This is a genomic window from Mesorhizobium sp. M2A.F.Ca.ET.037.01.1.1 (genome assembly GCF_003998075.1).
Classification (GTDB): Bacteria; Pseudomonadota; Alphaproteobacteria; order Rhizobiales; family Rhizobiaceae; genus Mesorhizobium.
The window spans coordinates 1-2,482 of the sequence record NZ_RZSA01000950.1; the positions used below are offsets into that span (position 1 = coordinate 1).

Annotated in this window: 1 protein-coding gene and 2 pseudogenes; 2 read left to right on the plus strand and 1 reads right to left on the minus strand. The window is 65.2% G+C overall.

Annotation, left to right across the window (positions count from 1 at the left end):
* Positions 1-378, plus strand: a pseudogene (locus EOA27_RS31785) (AMP-binding protein); the annotation flags it as partial.
* Positions 379-824: 446 nt separating this feature from the next.
* Positions 825-1,706 (plus strand): hypothetical protein, encoded by an 882-nt coding sequence (locus EOA27_RS31790; protein WP_245491221.1) that lies wholly within the window; start codon positions 825-827, stop codon positions 1,704-1,706.
* A 33-nt stretch (positions 1,707-1,739) separates the two neighbouring features.
* Here EOA27_RS31790 and EOA27_RS31795 read toward each other — a convergent pair.
* A pseudogene (locus EOA27_RS31795) lies at positions 1,740-2,482 on the minus strand (hypothetical protein); the annotation flags it as partial.

Here is a 2,482-nt window from a genome sequence, read left to right on the forward strand (position 1 = left end):
GTGGAGTACGAGCCGGACGGCTCGGTCTCCTTTATCGGCCGGGCCGACGACGTCATCACCTCTTCCGGCTACCGCATCGGGCCTTTCGATGTCGAAAGCGCGCTGATCGAGCACCCGGCGGTCAACGAGGCGGCGGTGGTCGGCGTGCCCGATCCGCAGCGCACCGAAATCGTCAAGGCCTTCGTGGTGCTGGCGCCCGCTTACAAAGGCAGCGAGGCGCTGGCCGAGGAACTCGCCCAGCATGTGAAGAAGCAGCTCTCGGCACACTCCTATCCGCGCGAGGTCGAGTTCGTGAGCGAGCTGCCGAAGACGCCGAGCGGCAAAATCCAGCGGTTCCTGTTGCGCAAGGCGGAAGTCGACAAGCGCAAGGACAGTTGAGCCAGGTGCAGCACGGGAACTGCTGATCTCCCCCCTTGTGGGGGAGATGTCCGGCAGGACAGAGGGGGCGCTGCCCCGCCGACGGATCGGTACTTGGATCGGCCCGTCCCAGCGCTTCGTCATCCTCGGGCTTGACCCGAGGATCCATGCCGTGACCTTCTCCGGAGGACGCAGCGGAGCAGAATTCTGAACCGTTGCAACACCTTAGCGTTACGGCATGGATCCTAGGGTCTGCGCTGCGTCGCTTCGCTCCTTGCTTCGCCCTAGGATGACGACCTCAATGGTTTGCGTTCCTTCGCGCCCCCCTCTGCCCTGCCGGGCATCTCCCCCCTTGTGGGGGAGATTGGCAGCTTCAGCGGCAGCGCCTAAGTCTTTTTTTAGCCCAATCTTGCCTGCAAGACATGCATACGGTTTTCGGCGAAACGGGGCACATCATGCGGCTGGTCTTGACACTTCTCCTCGCGCTGGCGGGCAGCGCGGCGCTCGCCGCCTCGCCGGAAGACGATTATATCGCGGCGCGCGACAAGGCGATTGCCGACATCACCGCGCAGGTAAGCGCCAACACGGCCATCGAAACCATCGACGCGCAGAACGAGAAGGCGCTGGCCGACCTGAAGCAGCGTCTCGCCGCCATTCTCGGCCCGCTTTCGGTCAAGGGTTTTCCGGCGACCGGCACCAACAACATCGAAAGCCTCAACGCCTCCGATATCGGCTATGGCATGCTCGACGGGCTGCGCTATGCCCAGAGCGACGACGGCCCGAGCATCGTCGTCTCGACGCGCGGGCTGACCGAGCGCTGGCTCAAGTCCAAATCGACCGAGGCGGAAGCGGATTTCAAGCTGCCCACCGATATCGGGGCGGCGCTGAAGCTCGACAGCTTCTACACCCAGGCCATCGGCAGCGACGCCGCCTTCTCCGGCACGCTCGACTTTCCGCTGAAGAAGCCCGACGGCGCCGACATGGTGGTGGCCCGGCTCGGCGGCTGGACGCAGGATGTCGGGCCGATCTACGAGCAGCATGTCGTGGTGGCGGTGGTCAAAGGTGACCGAGCGCTGATCGCCGAGGCGCCCGCCTCCCCCGCCGTGCCGAAGATCGCGGCCTGCGATTCGATCTGGGCAGCCGCCGACGCCGCCGCGCAGAAAGCCCAGCAGGGCAACGAGGGCTCGGACCAGGACGACTCGCAGGCTTCCGATCCCGCCAACGCCGCCTGGGAAAAGGGCGATGCCGACTACCGCGCCTGCATGGCTGAGCGTCTGCCCGGCGATCCGTCCTTCCCGGCGCTGCTCAAGCAAGCTCAGGACCTTGCCGACGGCATGACGGGCAAGTAGCCCGCCACAGCAGTTCCAGGCGCGGCGGTTTTCTCAGCCCGCGTTGGCTCGCAAGTTCCGCCGCGGAACACGCCGCGCGGCCGGGCGCGCTGCTTCCGCGATGATCCCGTTGGCCTGAGGCGCGGCATCCTTGCGCGACCTTGCGTCGGTCACCCGATGCAGCCGCTCGTAAGGCAGCAATTCCCGGATGCGCGCATTGAGCGCTTCGACCTCGGCGTGCAGATCCTCGCATTCCTGCTTCTGGATATCGAGCTGGATCTGCTCGGACGCCTGCTGCAACGAAAGCTGTGAGAGATTGGTGCTGACCTCCGACAAATTCTTCTTGTCGGCTTCGCTCTCTTCCCTGAGAACGGCGAGCCTTTCCTCGGCGATCTGGCGTTCGGTGACGGCATCGTTCAACTGCCCCTTGAGCCTGGTGATTTCGGCCGAGGCTTCGCCATTGTCGGTCGAGACCTTGTCCAGGCGCGACTGCAGTTCCTGCATTTCGGCGCGCAAACCACGCATCTCGGCCTGGCTGCGCGCCAATTCGGCGGCGCTGTCGCTTTCGGCGATCCGCGCCGCCTCGGCTGTTTCGGCGAGCCTGGCCTGGGTTGCCTCCAGCGCCTTCTGCAGCCGGGTTTCTTCCTTTTCGTGATTGCCGATCTGAGCCATCAGCTCGGCAATATGGGCGGTTTCGCTGGCGTGGGTTGCCGCGAACTCGTCGAACTTGTGGCGGGCCTCAGCCTCGCGTCTTTGCGCTTGCTCCAGGTCGACCCTGAGGCCGCCCTGCCTCTCGC